The 18,369-nt window shown below is 68.5% G+C and carries 16 protein-coding genes and 1 tRNA gene; 7 read left to right on the top strand and 10 right to left on the bottom strand.

Features of this window, described 5'->3' with window-relative positions; translation table 11 throughout:
* Positions 1-20: 20 nt before the first annotated feature.
* The 6 genes from ACP7AG_RS16225 to ACP7AG_RS16200 all read right to left on the bottom strand — a co-directional run bounded on the left by ACP7AG_RS16225 (position 21) and on the right by ACP7AG_RS16200 (position 7,444).
* Positions 21-686 (bottom strand): M23 family metallopeptidase, encoded by a 666-nt coding sequence (locus ACP7AG_RS16225; protein ID WP_426014095.1) that lies wholly within the window; start codon positions 684-686, stop codon positions 21-23.
* A gap of 261 nt (positions 687-947) precedes the next feature.
* The gene (gene hutH, locus ACP7AG_RS16220) at positions 948-2,483 is read right to left on the bottom strand and encodes a histidine ammonia-lyase (RefSeq protein WP_426032055.1); all 1,536 of its coding nucleotides are present in this window, start codon (positions 2,481-2,483) and stop codon (positions 948-950) included.
* Between the two features lie 10 nt (positions 2,484-2,493).
* A complete protein-coding gene (locus ACP7AG_RS16215) occupies positions 2,494-2,679 on the bottom strand; it encodes a hypothetical protein (RefSeq protein WP_426032053.1) in 186 nt (61 codons plus the stop codon).
* 44 nt (positions 2,680-2,723) lie between these two features.
* A complete protein-coding gene (locus ACP7AG_RS16210; protein ID WP_426014090.1) occupies positions 2,724-3,485 on the bottom strand; it encodes an SDR family NAD(P)-dependent oxidoreductase in 762 nt (253 codons plus the stop codon).
* Positions 3,486-3,578: 93 nt separating this feature from the next.
* Complete coding sequence (locus tag ACP7AG_RS16205) at positions 3,579-5,204, bottom strand: alpha-L-fucosidase (protein WP_426032051.1); 1,626 nt, start codon at positions 5,202-5,204, stop codon at positions 3,579-3,581.
* Positions 5,205-5,212: 8 nt separating this feature from the next.
* A complete protein-coding gene (locus ACP7AG_RS16200; protein WP_426032049.1) occupies positions 5,213-7,444 on the bottom strand; it encodes an exo-alpha-sialidase in 2,232 nt (743 codons plus the stop codon).
* 150 nt (positions 7,445-7,594) lie between these two features.
* On the opposite strand from ACP7AG_RS16200, the gene ACP7AG_RS16195 reads away from it, so the two are divergent.
* Positions 7,595-10,069: a glycoside hydrolase family 3 N-terminal domain-containing protein gene (locus ACP7AG_RS16195; protein ID WP_426032047.1), complete on the top strand. Its 2,475-nt coding sequence runs from the start codon at positions 7,595-7,597 to the stop codon at positions 10,067-10,069.
* A gap of 107 nt (positions 10,070-10,176) precedes the next feature.
* Here the strand turns inward: ACP7AG_RS16195 and ACP7AG_RS16190 are convergent, their stop codons facing one another.
* Together ACP7AG_RS16190 and ACP7AG_RS16185 are read right to left on the bottom strand one after the other, a co-directional pair.
* On the bottom strand, positions 10,177-11,088 hold the full coding sequence (locus ACP7AG_RS16190) for a M23 family metallopeptidase (protein WP_426032045.1): 912 nt from the start codon (positions 11,086-11,088) through the stop codon (positions 10,177-10,179).
* A gap of 4 nt (positions 11,089-11,092) precedes the next feature.
* A complete protein-coding gene (locus ACP7AG_RS16185) occupies positions 11,093-11,812 on the bottom strand; it encodes a hypothetical protein (protein ID WP_426032043.1) in 720 nt (239 codons plus the stop codon).
* Positions 11,813-12,023: 211 nt separating this feature from the next.
* Here ACP7AG_RS16185 and panD point away from each other — a divergent pair, with 211 nt between their 5' ends.
* Both panD and ACP7AG_RS16175 read left to right on the top strand, forming a co-directional pair.
* Positions 12,024-12,380 (top strand): aspartate 1-decarboxylase, encoded by a 357-nt coding sequence (gene panD / locus ACP7AG_RS16180; RefSeq protein ID WP_426014078.1) that lies wholly within the window; start codon positions 12,024-12,026, stop codon positions 12,378-12,380.
* Positions 12,381-12,382: 2 nt separating this feature from the next.
* A complete protein-coding gene (locus tag ACP7AG_RS16175) occupies positions 12,383-12,862 on the top strand; it encodes a hypothetical protein (protein ID WP_426032041.1) in 480 nt (159 codons plus the stop codon).
* Positions 12,863-13,041: 179 nt separating this feature from the next.
* Here the strand turns inward: ACP7AG_RS16175 and ACP7AG_RS16170 are convergent, their stop codons facing one another.
* Positions 13,042-13,779, bottom strand: coding sequence for an SIMPL domain-containing protein (locus ACP7AG_RS16170; RefSeq protein WP_426032084.1), 738 nt, complete (start codon positions 13,777-13,779; stop codon positions 13,042-13,044).
* A gap of 186 nt (positions 13,780-13,965) precedes the next feature.
* Between ACP7AG_RS16170 and ACP7AG_RS16165 the strand changes: the two genes are divergently transcribed.
* Positions 13,966-14,041 (top strand) — tRNA-Ile (locus ACP7AG_RS16165).
* 19 nt (positions 14,042-14,060) lie between these two features.
* On the opposite strand, the gene ACP7AG_RS16160 is transcribed toward ACP7AG_RS16165, so the two are convergent.
* Complete coding sequence (locus ACP7AG_RS16160) at positions 14,061-14,945, bottom strand: 3-keto-disaccharide hydrolase (RefSeq protein WP_426032039.1); 885 nt, start codon at positions 14,943-14,945, stop codon at positions 14,061-14,063.
* A gap of 131 nt (positions 14,946-15,076) precedes the next feature.
* Here ACP7AG_RS16160 and ACP7AG_RS16155 point away from each other — a divergent pair, with 131 nt between their 5' ends.
* The 3 genes from ACP7AG_RS16155 (at position 15,077) to eutC (ending at position 18,258) form a co-directional block, all read left to right on the top strand.
* Entirely contained in the window at positions 15,077-15,973 is an 897-nt protein-coding gene (locus ACP7AG_RS16155) for an alpha/beta hydrolase (protein ID WP_426032037.1), read from the top strand.
* A gap of 126 nt (positions 15,974-16,099) precedes the next feature.
* On the top strand, positions 16,100-17,482 hold the full coding sequence (locus ACP7AG_RS16150) for an ethanolamine ammonia-lyase subunit EutB (RefSeq protein ID WP_426032035.1): 1,383 nt from the start codon (positions 16,100-16,102) through the stop codon (positions 17,480-17,482).
* The gene (gene eutC / locus ACP7AG_RS16145) at positions 17,479-18,258 is read left to right on the top strand and encodes an ethanolamine ammonia-lyase subunit EutC (protein ID WP_426032033.1); all 780 of its coding nucleotides are present in this window, start codon (positions 17,479-17,481) and stop codon (positions 18,256-18,258) included. Before ACP7AG_RS16150 ends, eutC begins: the two co-directional genes overlap by 4 nt.
* Positions 18,259-18,369: the final 111 nt, after the last annotated feature.

The following is an 18,369-nucleotide window of genomic DNA, read 5'->3' as shown; positions in this document are numbered from 1 at the left end:
GGCCCCACGGGGGGAGGACTTTAGGCCTCGGTCACCAGCTTGCGCACGATCAGCGCCGTGGCGTTCACCCGCTCGCCGCCCGGCTGCATGACCTCCAGGTGCACATGGTCGGTGATCCCCGGATAATGCTTCTGCAGGCTCTGGTCGTGGCCGATGATCTGGCCCAGGCGCACCGTCTCGCCGACCTCGACGCCTGGCGTCACATAGAAGGCGCGGGCCACATAGCCCAAGGCGGGATTAGTGATCTCGACGAACTTCAGGTCACTGAAGCCGGCATAGGCATAGCCGATCTTGGTGACATAGCCCGAGATCGGCGCCTTCACGGCCTGGCCCGCGACCGCCACATAGTCGACGCCCTCGTGATCGCGCGAGCCGCCGTCGCGGCGGGCTCCGAAATTGCCGTCGCCGAACTCGTCGTGCCCCCGGGGCGCCGCGCCGGTCGGGTTGGCGAAGTCGGGCGCGCCGTCACCGTCGATGTCGGCCCCGCTCCAGACCAGTTCCTTGCGCACAGGGAGTGGGGGCTTGGCGGCCAACTGGGCTAGCAGGCGCTCGACCGCCGGAGCCTGAGCGCGCGGGGCGACATGAGGATTTTCCATTGCCGCCACGACCATGGGCGCGAAGACCAGGGCCAGTCCCAACGCGGCGCGCGCCAGGGGGGCAAGGGTCTTCACGGTCGCTGCGTGCATCTCATCGCCTCTCAGTGTAGTCGGGGGTGCGTCGGTCACTCGGGGGTTAACGGCCAGATAAGGCGAAGACGTGGCCGACCAAGTGCGACGGCTTGTCGCGTCCTTGGTCCGATCTACTCGAGCTTTGCTATGTAAGCCTACCGGATATTAGGCAATCCGCGATTGGGCGGGCGAGTTATTCTCGGACAGGTTCAGAAAAACTGCAGTCTCGATTTCGGAAGTGTCGGGAATGACACCCAGTCGCCGAAGACATCTGGCGCTCTAGACTCCTACCCCCGGCAGTCCGATCGCAGACACCGCCGCGACCAGCGCTCCAGACCGCACCAGGGCGTTGGCCGCCTCCATGTCCGGGTGGAAGTGCCGATCGTCGTCCAGGTAAGGCACCTGGGCGCGCAACAAACCGCGGACGGCTTCCAACGCCGGGCTCGAGGTCAGCGGCGCGTGGAAGTCGCAGCCCTGCACGGCGGCCAGCAGTTCGATGCCGATCACGGCTTCGGCCGCCTCGACCATGGCCAGCACGCGCCGGGCGCCGTGGGCGGCCATCGAGACGTGGTCCTCCTGGTTGGCCGAGGTCGGGATCGAGTCGACGCTGGCCGGATAGGCCTTCTGCTTGTTCTCCGAAACCAGGGCGGCGGCCGTGACCTGCGGGATCATGAAGCCGGAGTTGAGGCCCGGTTTGGGCGTCAGAAAGGCGGGCAGGCCCGAGCAGGCGGGGTCGACCAGCATGGCGATGCGCCGCTCGGCGATCGAGCCGATCTCGCAGACGGCCAGGGCGATGATGTCGGCGGCGAAGGCCACGGGCTCGGCATGGAAATTGCCGCCCGACAGCGCCTCGTCGGTGTCGGGAAAGATCAGCGGATTGTCTGACACGCCGTTGGCCTCGGTGGCCAGGGTCACGGCGGCCTGGCGAAGGATGTCCAAAGCCGCCCCCATCACTTGCGGCTGGCAGCGCAGGCAGTAGGGGTCCTGCACGCGGGTGTCGCCCTCGCGGTGCGAATCGCGGATCGCCGAGCCGGCCATTAGGTCGCGCAGGGCGGCGGCGGTCTCGATCTGTCCGGGTTGGCGGCGCAGGGCGTGAATGCGCGGGTCGAAGGGGGTGTCCGAACCCTTGGCGGCTTCGGTCGACAGGGCGCCGGTGACCAGGGCGGATTGGTACAGACGCTCGGCGTCGAAAAGAGCGGCCAGGGCGTTGGCGGTCGAGAACTGGGTGCCGTTCAGCAGGGCCAGGCCCTCCTTGGGACCCAGGGTCAGGGGTGTCAGCCCCGCTTGGGCCAGGGCCTGCGCGGCGGGCAGGCGGCGGTCGCTCACGACGATCTCCCCGACCCCGATCATGGCCGCGGCCATGTGGGCCAGCGGCGCCAGGTCACCCGAGGCGCCGACAGAACCCTGGCAAGGCACGACGGGGGTCAGGCCCTGGATCAGCATGGCTTCCAGCAGGTCGGTCGTCGCGGGCCGCACGCCCGAGGCGCCTTGCGCGAGATTAGCCAGCTTCAGGGCCATCATCAGGCGGACCACCGGAACCGGAGAGGGCGCGCCCGTGCCGGCGGCGTGGGACAGCACGATGTTGCGCTGCAGGGTCTCGAGGTCAGCGTCGCCGATCCGCACGCTGGCCAGCTTCCCAAAGCCGGTATTGACGCCGTAGACCGGCTCGCCCTTGGCCAGGATTCGCTCGACGGCGGCGGCGCTCCGCGCGATCACCGGCGCGGCGCCCGGATGCAGCCGCGCGGCGGCCCCGCGATAGACGGCCTTCCACTCGGCGAGGGCGACCTCGCCGGGGTTCAAGACGACGTCGGTCACGCGCTCTAGCCTAACGGGCGCTCAGGTCGGCATAGGCGGCGTCGATGGCTTCATCGCGACTGGTCGGATGCTTGGCCAGGCGGTCCTTGGCGGCTTCGGCCACGGCGTCGGCGCGGGCGGGCGTCAGCTTGGCCAGGTAGCGGTGGGCCTTCAGCTTTTGGTCGACGGTGACGCCGCGCTTGATCGTGTCGGTCATGAAAGCCTCCTTGAATGAGGCGCTGGTCTACAGCCTTGGGACGCCTAAAGGAACTGTCCGTCGTCCACCGTGAATTCCGATCCCGTCACCGCGCGCGCGGCGTCGGAGCAAAGGTAGAGCGCCAGGGCTTCCAGGTCGGAGGTCTCCAGCAACCGCCGGCGCGGAAACCCGGCCATCAGCTTCTGGCCGCCTTCGCTGTCGAACCAGTCGGCGTTGATCTCGGTCCTGATGTAGCCAGGACATAGGACATTGACGTTGATCCCCTTGCGAGCCCACTCGCGGGCCAGGCTCTTGCCCATGTGGGCGACTGCCGCCTTGGAGGTGACATAGGCGGTCAGGCCGGGCAGCACATGGCGCGCGCCGATCGAGGCGACCAGCAGGATGCGCCCGCGCTGGCTTGAGGGGCTGCCGGCCTTGATCATCCGCCGAGCGCCTTCGCGGGCGGTCAGGAAGGCCCCGCGGGTATTGACGGCCTGGACCCTGTCGAAGTCGTCGATGCTGATGTCGAGCGCCGAGCCATGGAGGCTGATGCCGGCGTTGGCGATCACCGATTCCGGCGGCCCGAACGCGGCTTCTATCGCGTCATAGCCGGCGATGACTGCGGCCTCGTCCTCGACATCCATGGCGAAGGCCTGGGCGGTCCCGCCGTCGGCGGTGATCTGGGCGACCAGCTCGGCCAGCTTGTCGACGCGGCGGGCGGCGGCCGCGACCCTGGCCCCGGCTCTGGCGGCGGCGCGGGCAAGGTCGGCGCCGATGCCCGACGAGGCGCCGGTGATCAGGATCGTGCGGCCGGCGAGGGTGGTCATGGCGTTTCCTTTTTGCGGCAGTCTGGAAGGCTGCCGTAAAGGGCGTCAATGGCCACTGGCTTAACAGGTCCTCCCCCACGGGGGGAGGACCTGTTAAGCCAATCCCGGCCCCGAGATCTTCAGCACCGGCGTGAAGGCCGGCCGTGCGCTGGGCAGCGTGACCCACAAACCTTCGCCGTCTCGCACGAACGGCAGCGGATCGCCGCCGCCCAGCAACTCCACCCGCCGCACCTCGCCGGCGCTGGTCGGACCGGACGTCGCCAGGCTCTCGATCACCAGCTCGCCCGTCGGCCAGGCCATCGGCATCGCGTAGAGCTCGCCGGCCCTGGTCGTGAACCGGATGTCGGCCGCCTCGAACGGCTTGGCGTCGCCTTCGTTCTGCATGCCTTCGACCAGCTTGGTTGGGCCCTCGCCGAAGATTCGCCAGGGCCGCGAGGCGTAGATGGCCGGGCCGTTGACGGCGATCCAGCTAGCCATGCCTTCCAGCACCTTCTCTTCCTTGTCGTCGATCGTGCCGTCGCCGCGCTGGGGGATGGAGACCATCAGGCAGCCGTTCTTGCTGACCACGTCGATCAGCCGCTGGATCACGTCCTGGGCGCTCTTGTAGCCGTCGCGATCGTAGAGGCTGCGGTCATAGTGCCAACTTCCGATACAGGTGTCGGTCTGCCATGGCTCGGGCCGAAGGCGGTCGGAAAAGCCGCGCTCGACGTCCTCGACGATGCCCCGGCGCTGCAGCGGGCTCAGCTTCTTGCCGGTCACCACGACGTCGCTCGCACCATGCCAGGCGCGAGCCTGATTGTAATAATGGGCCGTCGCCGACAGCCCGGCCCAGCCCAGCGGCAGGGTATAGTTGTCGAAATAGACCAGGTCGGGCCGATAGCGATCGACCAGGTCGTTCTGCCGGGCCAGCCAGTTCCGGACAAAGCCGGGATTGTTTGGCGGCGGGGTCTCGATCCATTCGCCGTCGTGGGCGTCATGCCAGGCGTTGGCGGCCTTGATGCTGTCCATCCCATCGGGGATCAGCATGTTGCGGCCAGTGTAGAGCTCCTGTGGGTCGAGGCCCTGCCACCACTGGCCCTTGCCATCGGCCTTGGTCAGGCGGAAGGCGTCGTAGCGTTGGCCCTCCATCTGACCCTCGGCGTCATAGCCATAGGCGGTCTGCCACCAGTGCCAGGCATGGGCCGAATGGTTGGAGACGCCGAACCGCATGCCGTGGGCGCGGGCGACCTTCTCCCAGGTCCCGACGATGTCGCGGCCCGGCCCCACGCGGGTGGCGTTCCAGGCGTGGTGGCGGCTGGCGAACATGTCGAAATTGTCGTGATGGTTGGCCATCGACATGAAGTAGCGGGCCCCGGCGGCCTGGTACTTCTTCATCAGGCCATCAGGATCCCAGCGCTCGGCCTTCCAGCGGCCGATCAACTCCATGAAGCCGAATTTGGTGGGGTGACCGTAGGCCCTGACGTGGTGTTCGTAGAACGGATTGCCCTGGATATACATCTGGCGGCCGTACCAGTCGCCGTACTCCGGCACGCATTGCGGACCCCAGTGCGACCAGATGCCCAGCTTGGCGTCGCGGAACCAGTCGGGGGTCTCGTAACGCTCGGCCAGCGATTCCCAGCTGGGTTGGAAGCCGCCCTTCGCGCCCGCGAGGGCGGGGCCGGCCGAGGCGGCCAGGCCGGCGGCGCCGAGGTTCAAAAGGTCGCGGCGGTTGACGGTCATGGCGATCCTCAGTGTGAAGCCGGCGACGGATCGCCATAGACGACGCCCCGGCCATGGACGCCGAGATAGACCCGGCCGAACCGGGCCGGATCGCCGGTCAGGGCCCGGACCTCGGCGAAGCCCCAGCGCTCGTCATTGAGCTTGAGCCAGGTCTTTCCGACGTCATCGGAGCGGAACACCCCTTCGGCGCCCTCGACCTTGCCCCAGATGAACACCGCCGGGTGGGCCTGGCCCGGCGCGGCCTTGCCGAAGCCGACCAGGCCGGCGTCATCGACGCCCGCGAGGCGCTTGAAGCTGTCGCCGCCGTTTGTGGAGCGCATCAGGCCCTGGCGGGTCGGCAACCAGACCTCGCCCTCGATGCCAGGAACGGCCTTGAGCGGCGCGCCGTCGGGCAGGTCGCGGGAAACGACCTTGAAAGCCTCGCCGCCGTCGGTGCTGGCCAGCACCGCGCCCTGGGCGGCGTCATAGACGTAGAACCGCAGAGGGTTCACGCGATCGGAGGCCGGGGTGAAGTTGGGCTGGTCACCGGCCGTGACGCCTTGGACCGGCCGCCAGGTCCTGCCCTGATCGCTGGAGACGTAGGGGCCGGCCTTGCGCATGGCCCAGACCATCCGCGTCCCGTCGGCCGACAGGGCGATGCGGCCGGTCTCCTTGCTCGCGTCGCGCGGCGGGGCGCTTGCGAAAGCCTTCCAGCTCTTGCCTCCGTCGGTCGAGCGGAAGCCGCCGGTCGGGGTCGGGTCGCTGGTTCGCACCATCACGTCGGGCGAGAGGGCGGCGTAGTCGAGGCCGCGATTGGTGCCGCCATTGGGCTCGAAATAGCGGCTGGCCGCAACGGCGGTCAGGTCGTCGTGACGGAAACCGCCGATGTCGCCGATCGTGCTGACCACTGGCGCACCACCTGGCGGACTGACGAGCTCCAGCGGCACGGTCTCTTCCAGACCCTCGTCGTCGAACCGCCAGTCGGTGCGGCCACTGTGATCGGCCTCGGTCAGGTTCTTCGTCCGCCACAGGCCATAGCCGGTGACATAGATCGCCTCGTCGGGGTTGGTCGGGTCGATGTCGATGTCGCCGATCCAGTGGCCAAACTCCCGGCCCGGCTTGCTGGACAGGTGATCGACCCAGGTCGCGCGGCCGACATCGTGGTGGGCCTTGGCGCGCAGGGCCTTCCAGCTCTTGCCGTCGTCGATGCTGCGGAACACCTCGTCGCCGACCGCCCAGCGGTCGAGGGTCGAGACCACGATCACGCCAGGATGGGCCGGGTCGAGACTCAGGCCGCCATAGCCGAAGACGTCACCGCCCTCGGGCTTGAGCGGGGTGATGTCGGTCCAGGCGCCGGTGTCGGGGTCCAGCCGCCAGACCGCGCCGTGGGTCACGCCGTTGGGGCCCAGGCCATTGCCATAGGCCACATAGGCCGCGCCCTTGGTGTCGATCGCCAGGTGATGGGGGACCAGGCCCTTGGGCTGGCCGGTCACGAGGCCCCAGGTTGAGCCGCCGTCGGTGCTGACCAGCAGGCCGCCGCCATGCTCGCTGGCCACGCCGGCATAGAGGATCGCGGTGTCGCCGGTCTTGGTTTTCAACGCCGGATCGAAGGCCACCAGGGTGACATGCAAGCGGGGAAAGGCCTCGACCCGCGCCCAGGTCGCGCCGTGGTTCCCGCTGCGATAGAGGCCATCCTTGGCGCCCAGGAACAGCACCGCGCCGTTCTGGGGATCGACCATCAGCCGCTCGCCAGTGTTGCGGCCGTCCTCGTTGCCACCGATCTTCACCGGCAGTTCGGCCTTGGTCCAGGTCGCGCCGCGATCGACGGAGGCCAACACCGCGCCGGCCCGCGCATAGGGGCCGGTATATTCGCCGGCCGCCATGTAGAGGCGGTTGGGGTCTTGTGGATCGACCGCCAAGCTGAGCGCGCCGGCAAGCTGGTTGTCGGCTCGCTTGAGGGCGTCATTCAGGGCGACCCAGGTGTTGGTCGCCCGGTCAAAGCGATAGGCCCCGCCGATGTCGGTGCGAGCATAGACCAGCCCCTTTTCGGTGGGGTGATAGACGACGCCACTGACGAAGCCGCCGCCAAGGATCTCCGCGCTGCGCCAGACGTAGGGTGTGCTGACCGGCGAGGCGGAGAGGGCGGGCGGGGCGAGGGCCAGCACACCGGCGGTCGCCGCCAGGGCGAGGATGGATCTGACCCGGCACGACGGGCGAGGTCTGCACGCACTGGCCAAAATCCAGGCCCGAAAACCCCACATTATTCCACTCCCCGGATTTTATTTGTCACACAAATTAGACCGTGTATGCATCGTCGTCGAGCTATTAGATACCGGTACCAAGATTGCCGGACCGACCTCGGCGTGCGACTGACAACGTTGTCGCATCCAATAAGAAAATGTGGGGAGTGTATGAACACCAAGGCCTTCTGCGCTGCGTTGCTGGCGACCACCCTTCTGACGGCGCCCCTTGCGAACGGCGCGTCCGCCGCCGAGGCCAAGAGCACCGCTCACCCCGCGTCTTGGCCGGCGGCCAAGAGCCAGGGCGTGGTCGATTCCCGGACCGAGGCCTTCGTTGATTCCCTGTTGGCCAAGCTGACCCTTGAGGAAAAGGTCGGCCAGATGATCCAGGGCGACATCGGTTCGGTAAAGCCGGACGACTTGAAGACCTATCCTCTCGGCTCGATCCTGGCCGGCGGCAGCTCGCCGCCGCTGGGCGCGCCCGATCGCTCGCCGATCGGCCCGTGGGTCGAATCCGTGAAAGCCTTCCGCGCCGCCGCCGAGGCCCGTGACGGCGGCACGCACATCCCGCTGATGTTCGGCATCGACTCTGTGCACGGCAACGGCAACGCGGTCGGCGCAACGCTTTTTCCGCACAACAGCGCGCTGGGCGCCACCAGGGACCCCGAGCTGATCCGCAAGATCGGCGCGGCCACCGCGCGGGAAACCGCCGCCGCCGGGTTCGACTGGGCGTTCGGCCCAACCCTGACCGTGCCGCGCGACGATCGCTGGGGCCGGGCCTATGAGGGCTATTCGGAAGATCCCGAGATCGTCCGCTCCTATGCCGGCCAGATGATCCTGGGTCTTCAGGGCGCCGTCTCTCAAGGCGGCGTGATCCAACAGGGCCACGTGGCGGCCAGCGCCAAGCACTTCCTCGGCGACGGCGGCACCCACAACGGCAAGGACCAGGGCGACACCCAGGTCTCCGAAGCCGAGCTAATTCGCCTGCACGCCCAGGGCTATATCCCGGCCATCAACGCCGGGGCTCTAACCATCATGGCGTCGTTCAACAGCTGGAACGGCGAGAAGATGCACGGCAACAAGAGCCTGCTGACCGACGTGCTGAAAGGCAAGATGGGCTTCGAGGGCTTCATCGTCGGCGACTGGAACGGCCACGGCCAGGTGGCCGGCTGCACGCCCCAAAGCTGTGCCCAGGCCGCCAATGCCGGGCTCGACATGTACATGGCGCCCGATAGCTGGAAGGCGCTGTTCGCCAACACCGTCGCCCAGGCCAAGTCGGGCGAGATCCCGATGGCGCGCATCGACGACGCCGTGCGTCGGATCCTGCGCGTGAAGGCCAAGATGGGCCTGTTCCAGCAGGCGCGTCCGCTGGAGGGCAAGGACGCTGTGATGGCCTCGGCCGAGCACAAGGCCATCGCCCGGCAGGCGGTGCGCGAGTCGCTGGTGCTGCTGAAGAACAACGGCGTGCTGCCGGTCAAGGCCTCGGCCAACATCCTGGTGGCCGGCTCGGGCGCAGACGATATCGGTCAGCAGGCCGGCGGCTGGACCCTGTCCTGGCAGGGCACGGGCAACACCAAGGCCGACTTCCCCAACGCTCAGTCGATCTATGCTGGTCTGAAGGAGACGGTCGAGGCCTCGGGCGGCTCGGCCACCCTCAGCGTCGATGGCGCCTTCGCCAAGAAACCCGATGTCGCCATCGTGGTGTTCGGCGAGACCCCCTATGCCGAGGGGGTGGGCGACATCAGGACCCTGGAATATCAACCGGGCGCCAAGACTGACCTGGCTCTGCTCAAGAAACTGAAAGCCGCCGGCGTGCCGGTGGTGGCGGTGTTCCTCAGCGGCCGCCCGCTGTGGGTCAATCCCGAGATCAACGCATCGGACGCTTTCGTGGCGGCCTGGCTGCCGGGCTCTGAAGGTGGCGGGATCGCTGACGTGCTGATCGGCGACAAGGCCGGCAAGCCCCGCGCTGACTTCCACGGCAAGCTGGCCTTCAGCTGGCCGCGCAACGCCGGCCAGTTCACGCTGAACCGTGGCGACAAGGGCTATGATCCGCAGTTCGCCTATGGCTATGGCCTGACCTACCAGGACAAGGTCCGACTGGGCGCTTTGTCGGAAAAGCCCGGCTTCACCGTCGCGACCGAGAACGTCAGCAACTACTTCGTTGGCGGCAAGACGCCGGCCCCGTTCGAGTTCCGCCTGACCCCGACCACGGCGGTGCAAGTCCGGCCGATCGACGCCGGCAATGTGCAGGAAGCCGGACGCCAGCTGACCTTCTCCGGCAGCGCGCCGGCCACGGCAGCCCTGGCCGCCGACCAAGTCTTCGACCTCAGCTTCCAGGCCAATGCCGACATCGACTTGCTGGTGGATTACCGCCTGGACGCCAGGCCGACCGCGCCGGTCAGCCTGTCGATCGGCGGGGGCAGGCTAGATGTGACGCCGGTGCTGGCCGCTTCGCCGCTGGGCGAATGGAGGAGCCTGAAGATCTCGCTCAAGTGCTTCCAGGCGGCGGGGACCGACGTGACCAAGGTCACCACGCCGTTCGCCCTGTCGACGGCGGGCGCCATGGCGGTGTCGTTGCAGAGCGTCAAGCTGACGACCGATCCAGCCGGCGCGGTGTGCCCGGCCAAGGCTGACGTCCAAAACTAGAGCATCGCGCCCCCGGGGGATCCCCCGCGATTCACCGTTGGAGCGCGATACTCCAGGTTCGATTCTAATTCCGCTCATCCCGGCCTTCGCCGGGTTGAGCGGAGATTTTAAGAACAGCTCCCCCCATTCAGCTTCCGCTGATAGGCCTCGGCCAGGCTCATATACGGCGGCAGGAAGGTGTGCAGCACCACGGCCTTGCCGTCCGTCGTCACGCCCGACACCCCCGCCCGCATCTCGAAATGCAGGTGGATCGTCGTGGGCGTGCCGCCAAAATCGTTGGCCACCCTGCCCAACTTCTGGCCAGCCACCACGGTGTCGCCTTCCTTCACCGCCAGGGCCGCCATCTGCATGTGCAGGTAGCGATAGGTGCGGTGCGGCGCGGCCGAGGAGACCAATGTGACGCTGTAGCTGCCGATATCGGTGACCACGCCCTTCTCGGCGGCCACGGCCCAGTGCAGGTTCTTCTTGCAGGAGCCCGGACGGATGTCCTGGCCCTGGTGCCCCGTGCCGCCGCCAGCGCACAACGGATTGTCGCGCGAGCGGGCCTCGCAGAAGGTGTCGCGCCACGGCAGGCTGTAATTGACCGTGTCGCATTGGGCGGTGCCGCCCGGACCCATGCCGCCGCCGTGGCCGTAGACCTGGGAATTGGCGAAGGCTGCGTCCTTCAGCGGCCAGCACATGGCCGGCGCCCAGACCGTGCGGTCCAGATAGCCGTGGCCCTGTCCAGCCGGGATCGCGCCCGGCGCGCCATGGTCGAAGGTGGCGGGCGAGGGGGACGGGGGGGTGTCGGGCTGAACTGGCGGACCGGGCGCGGGCGGGATAGGCTCGCTGGGCGTCTGCTCGGCGCCGCCGTCGCTGGGCGCGTCCTCGGGCTTCGGGGCGCTGGGCTCGGGCGAGGCCGGGGTCTTGACCTCGCCGGCCAACGGCGCGGGGGGCTTGGTCTTGTCGTCGCAAGCGCTCAGCGCCAGGGCGGCCATCAAGGCCAGGGGCGCGAGCGCCAACAAGGAAGACTTGGGCATGGTCCTAACCCCCCAGGCCGGCGGCGGCGCGGGCGGCGGCGCCCATCACCACGGCGGTGGTCTTGGCCGCCAGGCCCATCACGTAGTTGTCGTCGGCGCAGCGCGGATCGGTGGGGGCGTCGCAGCGCACCTCGACGGTGTAGAGCACGCCGTAGCGCACGAAGCTGACCAACTGGCCGTCGACCGTGCGCTGCACCGTCGCGCCCTCGGGACCCATCGGCGTGATCTTCAGCGGCGTGCCGGCCGGCAGCGGAACCACCGTGGTCGTGCCGCTGAGCGATATCCCGACGCCCGGCGCGTCGGCGGTGATGGTGTAGTAGTCGCCGAACGAATAGATCCGCGCCCCGGCCGTCAGGTCGGTGTCGGTAGGCAGCAGGATGGGCACGCGGGTGGCGTCCACGGCCGCCTGGTTGAGGTTGGGAGCCAGCTTCTCGGCGATGCCGGTGCTCTGGCGCAGGCCGCCGACCGCCGCCTGCCAGTCCACCTGACCGCCGCGCTGTTGACGGGCGGCGAGGGCGGCCGCGCGGCGCGCGGCGATCTGTTCGGGGGTGGCCCCCCGGGTTGGAGCGGCCGCTCCAGCCGCGGTGGGCGCCGTGGTCGGGGCGGCGCCGGGGATCGGCCTGCCCGCAGCGTCGCGTGTCTGAGACAGCGCGCCGCTCAGCGCGCCGCTCAGCGCGCCCGCCGCCAGGATCGCTCCCAGCGCCAAACCGGTTACAAGTCGCATGAGAGCCCCCTCGCATCACGTCGTTCTTCCAACCATAGGGCGCCGAAGCGCGGCTGTTAACCTGTGTTCGCCGCCCAAGCGAAGGCGAGACGATATCGGGCCGCGATTGAATGGGCCGGGCTTCGTGTCTATATGGCTGACTGATCACGGGTCATGTGTGTGGCGATCCGGAAAATCCAAAGCTGTTTCAAACCCATAGGGTGATTTCGCCATGCTGTTGACGATGATGAAGGCCAAGCTTCACCGCGCCACCGTCACCCAGGCCGACCTCGATTACGAAGGCTCGATCGCCATCGACACCGACCTGCTGGAGGCCGCCGGCATCCTGCCCAACGAACAGGTCGATGTGCTCAACATCACCACCGGCGCCCGCTTCACCACTTACGCTATCGCCGCGCCGCGCGGCTCCAAGGTGATCGGCGTCAATGGCGCCGCCGCCCGGTTGGTGCAGAAGAATGACACGGTGATCGTGGTGACCTACTGCCAGATGCCGGCGGAAGAGGCCCGAAACTACGCCCCCACCGTCGTGCTGCTGGAAGCCGGCAACCACATCAAGCAGGCCGCCTGAGCGTGCGGGGCGTCGTCGCCGTCGCCCTGGCGGGCCTGACGCTCTGCAGCCTGTCCTTGGCTGCCTGCGCGCCGAAGCTGCCGAAGGGCGTCGATGACGCCAATCTGACCCTCGCCGTGGGGCGAGCGATCGGTGGACCCAACACCTGCGTCGAGATCGCGAACGACAAGGGCCAGCGGGTCTGGCGCGGCGGCGGCTATATCGGCTGCGCACGTCCGCTGCCGGCCTGTGACGGAACCACCACCACGGCCGACGCCGCCCTCAAGGCGGCCGTGGGCAAGCCCGCCCACTTCGCCAGCTGCCCGAGCGGCAGCGACGTCCCTGGCGCCACCGTCGGCTGGGCCATGGGCCCGGTCCCGACCGGCGCCGGCCAGCCGGACCGTCACCTCACCTATGTAGCGATGATGGAAGGCGACCGCGCCCTGCCGGGCGTCGAGATCCAGGACCGTGTGGAGCACGCCTTCAAGAAGGCGGGGCTGTAGTCTTTTTCCTTCTCCCCTTGCGGGAGAAGGTGTCAGCGAAGCTGACGGATGAGAGGTCTCTCAAACGAGAACCGCCGCGACCGGCCTTTCGGCTGATCGCGGCGGCACGGTCTTTCGACCTCTCACCCGACCTCGCTCCGCGAGGCCACCCTCTCCCGCAAGGGGAGAGGGATCACCTCTTACTTCGCCAGCTCATACGTCGCCGACACGTCCACCCGCACCTTCAACTCGCCGGCCGCGACCGGGGTGCTGTCGGCCATTTCGCGCTTGGCCATGGCGTATATCGGCATTGGCGGGGCGGGCGTATAGCCGCCGCCTTCGCCCAGTGTGACCAGGCGCATGATCTTGTAGCCCGTGGCCCGGGCATAGAGGTCGGCCTTGGCCTGCAGGGCCTTGACCGCGTCGACCCGCGCCGCGTCCTCGGCGGCCTGGGGGTTCTGCAGCCCAAAGCCGATGCCGCCCACCGTGGTGGCCCCGGCGCCGACCGTGGCGTCCACCGTCGATCCCAGCTTGGCCAGGTCGCGCACCTGCACGGTCACTTGGTTGCTGGCCTGGTAGCCGGTCAGCTTGGGCGGCAGATTCTGCTCGTATACATATTGCGGATTGACGTTGAGGCCCGAGGTCTGGATGTCGCGCTCGGCGATGCCGGCCTTCTTCAGGGCGGCGATCACCTTGGTCATCTGGGTCGCGTTGGCGCTGAGCGCCCCTGCGGCGGTGGGCGCGTCGGTCTGGACGCCCAGCGAAATGGTCGCCATGTCGGGCGCGACCTTTGTCTCGCCGAAGGCCGACAGGCTGAAGGTGGTGGCGCGGAACGCCGCGTCCTCGGCATGGGCCGGCAGGGCGACGGCGGTGAGCAGGGCGCCGGCCAGGGCGCTGGCCAAGACGCTGGCGGGTGCGAGGCTCGCGGCGCGGGACATCAGGGTCGTCATTTTGGTTCTCTCCATGCGGGCACGCCGGGGCGCCGCGACCGTTAACGTCCTATCCCACGATCACGACAAGCGTGGCCAGAGAAGGGCGGCGCGCAACGGATGACAGTCTGAACCTGAACCGGACCTTTAATCGCCGTTCGGCTCATGCTAATCGACCCGTCCTCCTGCCTATGGGGGCCTGTAGCTCAATGGTTAGAGCCGACCGCTCATAACGGTCTGGTTGGGGGTTCGAGTCCCTCCAGGCCTACCACCTGCTTTTCAAGACCTGCTTAGTTCCCAACGATCTTCGGCAGCGCCGTGATCGGCTCCAGCGCGATGTCGCGGAAGAAGGTTTCGGCGCCTTCGGACTGTAGCTGGATCGCGCCGTGGGTCAGGGGCTGGCCCTCGGCGCGGATGTCACGGACTTCCATCACCGGGACGCCATTGACCACGTGGATGGCGCGGTCGCCCAGCACATAGAGGTCCAGGGTGTTCCACTGGCCGAGCGGCTTCTCGGCGTCGCTGGCGGCCTCGACGTTCCAATTTGGCGTAACGACGGCCACGTCGCGGCCGGTGGGCGAGAACCGCAGCTTGGGCTCGATCAGGCTGGGGTCGTCCACCGCCTTGACCGTGGCGCTGACCGGGTCGCCGACCCGCACGACCATGCCGACTGACCCGAGCATGATCTCGAACTCCATCGACCGGCTCCAGGTGCCAAACACCGCGCCGGGCGCGCCGTGCGAATGGTAGAGCAGGCCGTTGTTGGGGGCCTGGGTCTCGCGCGGCGCCCAGCGGCCCTTGCCCCATTTGTACTGCAGGCGCAGGTGATAGTCGCGGAAGTCGCCCTTATGGACCAGGCTGCCCCAGGTCTTGCCATTGACATAGAGGGCGGGCCGGCCGTCCTCCTGAACCACCTTGAAGATTTCCGCGCTCTCGGCGGTGGCGCCGATCGGAGCGACAGGCGGATCCTTGTAGGTCAGGCCCGGGTCGCGATAGCCGAGCCAGGCGTTCCAGTCGGTCAGGTCCTTGCCGTTGAACAGCGACACTGCGGGACCAGCAGCCTTGGGAACCTCGACGAGCTTCAGGGGCGGCCGGGCGAGGGCGAGGGCGAGGTCGGGGGTGGTGGCGACGAGCGCCATTGCCAGGATGGGGGCGACGGCCAGGGTCTTGAGCATGTTTCCTCCGCGGCCCTTTTCCGGGTCACGCGCACCCTAACTGACAGCGTTGTCGGTTCAAGCCTTTCGACGGGGCTTGGCGGAACTCAAACAAGCGTTAGAATTCTTCGAAATCACAAAGAGGAAGCCCCATGCCCAAGGTCCGCGCGAACGGCATCGAGATCGAATACGAGGTTTTCGGACCCGAAGGCGGAGCTGCGCTGCTGTTGATCATGGGCCTGGGCCAGCAACTGACCCGCTGGTCGATGTCGCTGGTCGATCAGCTGGTGGCCGAGGGCTACCGCGTCATTCGCTACGACAATCGCGACATCGGCCTGTCGAGCGGGTTCGACCACGCCCCGACGCCCGACCTGCCGGCGGTGTTCGCCGCCCTGATGCAGGGCCAGGATCCTGGCGCGCCCTATCTCCTGAGCGACATGGCCGACGACGCGGCCGGCCTGCTCGACGCCCTGGGCGTCGCCCGCGCCCACGTGGCCGGCGTGTCGATGGGCGGGATGATCGGTCAGATGCTGGCGGCGCGGCATCCGTCCAAGGTGCTGTCGCTGGTCTCGGTGATGTCGACCACCGGCAATCCGGCCGTGCCGCCCGCCACGCCCGAGGCGCAGACGGCGCTGTTCGCCCGCCCGACGGCGACCGACCTGGACAGCCTGACCGAACATGCGCTGAAGGCCCAGATCGCTATCCAGAGCCCGGCCTGGCCGGTTGATCCTGAGACCGAGCGACCCCTGCTGCGAGCCGCCATACAGCGCGCCAACCACCCGGCCGGGGTTCTGCGTCAGATGATCGCCGTCATCGCCTCGGGCGACCGCCGCGAAGCCCTGAAGACCATCACCGCCCCGACCGTGGTGCTGCACGGCGCCGCCGACCCGTTGGTGAATGTGGAAGGCGGCAGAGACACCGCGGCCACGATCCCCGGCGCAGAGCTGCGGATCATTGAGGGCATGGGTCATGACCTGCCGACCGCGGTGCATGACGCCTTCGTCGACGCGGTGAAGGCGGCCACGGCGCGGGCGAAGGCGCTGGCTTGATGCGATTGGGGACAGGCCCATGGGCCTGTCCCCTACGGTGCACACCGAAGGGGCAAGCCTGCCCTGAAAGCGCGACCGCGCCGCGCGCCGCTTCCCAGCCGGCCCCATCTGCGCCACCCTCGCACCATGGCCTACCGCGCAACGCTCGGATCGACGACCTGGACCTTCGACAGCCTGGCCGACCTGCTGGCCAAGGCCTCGCCGCCGCGTTCGGGCGACGCCTTGGCCGGGATCGCCGCCACCAGCGCCCAGCACACGGTCGCCGCCAAGATGGCCCTGGCCGACGTGTCGCTGAAGACCTTACTGAACGAGGCGGTGGTTCCCTATGAAACCGACGAGGTCACCCGGCTAATCCTCGACACTCACGACGTGGCGGCCTTCGCGCCCGTGGCGTCTCTGACGGTGGGCGAATTTCGCGACTGGCTACTGTCGGAGATCGCCACCCCCGCCGCCCTGACCAGACTGGCGCCCGGCCTGACGCCGGAGATGGTGGCGGCGGTGTCCAAGCTGATGCGCAACCAGGACCTGATCCTGGCCGCCTCCAAGTGCCGCGTGACCACCAGGTTCCGCAACACCATCGGCTTGCCCGGGACCATGGCCGTGCGCCTGCAGCCCAACCACCCGACCGACGACCCGGCCGGGATCACCGCCTCGATCCTGGATGGATTGTTGTACGGCTGCGGCGACGCGGTGATCGGCGTCAATCCGGCCAGCGACAGCCTCAATGTGCTGGGCGACCTGACCCGGCTGATGGACGACCTGATCCAGCGGTTTGAGATCCCCACCCAGTCCTGCGTGCTGACCCACGTGACCACGGCGCTCCAACTGATCGAGCGCGGCGCGCCGGTCGACCTTGTGTTCCAATCCATCGCGGGCACCCAAGCCGCCAACGCCAGTTTCGGGGTGACGCTGGCCTTGCTGCAGGAGGGGCTGGACGCCGGCCGGTCGCTGAACCGGGGGACGGTGGGCGACAATGTCATGTATTTCGAGACCGGCCAGGGCTCGGCCCTGTCGGCCGGCGCGCATCACGGGGTGGACCAGCAGACCCTGGAGGCCCGCGCCTATGGCGTGGCCCGGGCGTTCGAGCCACTGCTGGTCAATAGCGTGGTCGGCTTCATCGGCCCCGAATATCTCTATGACGGCAAGCAGATCATCCGGGCCGGGCTGGAAGACCATTTCTGCGGCAAGCTGCTGGGCGCGCCGCTGGGGGTGGACGTCTGCTACACCAACCATGCCGAGGCCGACCAGGACGACATGGACAGCCTCCTGACCCTGCTGGCCACGGCGGGCGTCACCTTCGTGATGGGGGTGCCCGGCGCCGACGACGTGATGTTGAACTATCAGTCCACCTCCTTCCACGACGCGCTCTATGTCCGCGAGCTGTTGGGCAAGACCCGCGCGCCGGAGTTCGAGGCCTGGCTACAGCGGTCGCGGATCGTCGGGAGCGATGGCCGCCTGGCGCCGCGTGCGGCGGGCCATCCTCTGCTGACGGCGGGGGCGGGGACTTGAGCACGCCGGTCACTCCCGATCCCTGGACGGCCCTGCGTCGTCACACCCCGGCGCGGATCGCCCTGGGCCGCTCAGGCTCCAGCCTGCCGACCTCCGAGGTGCTGGCCTTCGCCCTGGCCCACGCCCAGGCTCGCGACGCGGTGCACGCGGCGTTCGACGCCGAGGGCGTGGCGGCGGCCATCGAGGCGCTGGGCATGCCCGCGACGATCGTCGATAGCGCCGCGCCGGACCGCGCCACCTATCTGCGCCGCCCGGACCTGGGGCGGGCCCTGTCGGACGCCGGCCGGGCGGCCCTGGTCGCCTCTGCGCGCGGCGCCTGCGACCTGGCCATCGTCGTCGCCGACGGCCTGTCCTGCGCCGCCGTCCACGCCCATGCCGCGCCGCTGGTCGAGACCCTACTGCCCGCCGTACGCGCGGCCGGTTGGCGGCTCGGACCCGTGGTGATTGCGCGCCAGGCCCGCGTGGCGCTCGGCGACGAGGTCGGGGCGCTACTGGGCGCGCGGTTGGTGATCCTGCTGGTCGGCGAGCGGCCCGGCCTGTCGTCGCCCGACAGCCTGGGGGCCTATATCACCTTCGAACCCCGCGTTGGCCGCACCGACGCCGAGCGCAACTGCGTCTCCAACATCCGGGGCGAGGGGCTGAGCTACGAGGCGGCGGCGTTCAAGCTGGCCTGGCACGCCCGTGAGGCGCTGCGCCTGGGCCTCACGGGCGTGGCGCTGAAGGACGAGAGCGACACGGCGCTGCTGGGGGTTTCAAGTCCTCCCCCTGTGGGCTAGCAGGTTCACACATCTCGATTGAGCGAGTGGACGAGCTCTGATTCATTGGGTTCATCTGACGGGAGATGGCGATGGATCTGCTGCTGGGGCGGTTTGGCGACCGCCGCCTGG

The sequence above is a fragment of the Caulobacter sp. DWP3-1-3b2 genome (genome assembly GCF_049896325.1).
GTDB lineage: Bacteria > Pseudomonadota > Alphaproteobacteria > Caulobacterales > Caulobacteraceae > Caulobacter.
Note: the sequence above shows the minus strand (reverse complement) of the source record. Positions and strands in the feature narration are given on the sequence as shown.

What these genes read in the sequence shown, in the direction of transcription:
- ACP7AG_RS16160 (WP_426032039.1), bottom strand. Translation starts at nt 14,945, where the DNA reads ATGCTCAAGACCCTGGCCGTCGCCCCCATCCTGGCAATGGCGCTCGTC.
- ACP7AG_RS16210 (WP_426014090.1), bottom strand. Translation starts at nt 3,485, where the DNA reads ATGACCACCCTCGCCGGCCGCACGATCCTGATCACCGGCGCCTCGTCG.
- ACP7AG_RS16185 (WP_426032043.1), bottom strand. Translation starts at nt 11,812, where the DNA reads ATGCGACTTGTAACCGGTTTGGCGCTGGGAGCGATCCTGGCGGCGGGC.
- ACP7AG_RS16200 (WP_426032049.1), bottom strand. Translation starts at nt 7,444, where the DNA reads ATGTGGGGTTTTCGGGCCTGGATTTTGGCCAGTGCGTGCAGACCTCGC.
- panD (WP_426014078.1), top strand. Translation starts at nt 12,024, where the DNA reads ATGCTGTTGACGATGATGAAGGCCAAGCTTCACCGCGCCACCGTCACC.
- ACP7AG_RS16155 (WP_426032037.1), top strand. Translation starts at nt 15,077, where the DNA reads ATGCCCAAGGTCCGCGCGAACGGCATCGAGATCGAATACGAGGTTTTC.
- ACP7AG_RS16190 (WP_426032045.1), bottom strand. Translation starts at nt 11,088, where the DNA reads ATGCCCAAGTCTTCCTTGTTGGCGCTCGCGCCCCTGGCCTTGATGGCC.
- ACP7AG_RS16215 (WP_426032053.1), bottom strand. Translation starts at nt 2,679, where the DNA reads ATGACCGACACGATCAAGCGCGGCGTCACCGTCGACCAAAAGCTGAAG.
- ACP7AG_RS16150 (WP_426032035.1), top strand. Translation starts at nt 16,100, where the DNA reads ATGGCCTACCGCGCAACGCTCGGATCGACGACCTGGACCTTCGACAGC.
- ACP7AG_RS16205 (WP_426032051.1), bottom strand. Translation starts at nt 5,204, where the DNA reads ATGACCGTCAACCGCCGCGACCTTTTGAACCTCGGCGCCGCCGGCCTG.
- ACP7AG_RS16225 (WP_426014095.1), bottom strand. Translation starts at nt 686, where the DNA reads ATGCACGCAGCGACCGTGAAGACCCTTGCCCCCCTGGCGCGCGCCGCG.
- ACP7AG_RS16170 (WP_426032084.1), bottom strand. Translation starts at nt 13,779, where the DNA reads ATGTCCCGCGCCGCGAGCCTCGCACCCGCCAGCGTCTTGGCCAGCGCC.
- ACP7AG_RS16195 (WP_426032047.1), top strand. Translation starts at nt 7,595, where the DNA reads ATGAACACCAAGGCCTTCTGCGCTGCGTTGCTGGCGACCACCCTTCTG.